Source organism: Psychrobacter sp. TB20-MNA-CIBAN-0197 (genome assembly GCF_040309765.1).
Taxonomy (GTDB): Bacteria; Pseudomonadota; Gammaproteobacteria; order Pseudomonadales; family Moraxellaceae; genus Psychrobacter; species Psychrobacter submarinus.
The window spans coordinates 1-276 of sequence record NZ_JBEOPC010000505.1 but is presented as its reverse complement, the minus strand read 5'-3'; the positions used below and the strand labels follow the sequence as shown (position 1 = coordinate 276).

Below are 276 nucleotides of genomic sequence, written 5' to 3'. Positions count from 1 at the left end.
CGGCGAGGCCGACCGCCAGCGCCAGCCAGAGCAGCCAGCGGCTGGAGAAGTGCAAGTGATTCTGTTGCAGTTGCCTGAGGTCTTCGGCGAGCGAAAACACCGGTTTATAGGCGTTGTTGGCTGCGGCCTCGAAGCTCACGGCCGGCACCTCAGCGCTGCGGATCTGCTTCTCAGCGGAATCCCACCATTTCACGCGGATGGCTGGCAGCGTGAAAGTGCCGGCGCTGTCGATGCGATAGCTGGCGCTGTCGATACGTTGGCCGCCGAGAATATTGC

The 276-nt window shown here is 62.7% G+C and carries 1 protein-coding gene; it reads right to left on the bottom strand.

All coding sequences use genetic code 11. From position 1 onward, the window contains the following. On the bottom strand, positions 1–276 hold a 276-nt coding region (locus AAEY83_RS14700; protein WP_351060032.1), incomplete at both ends, for a hypothetical protein.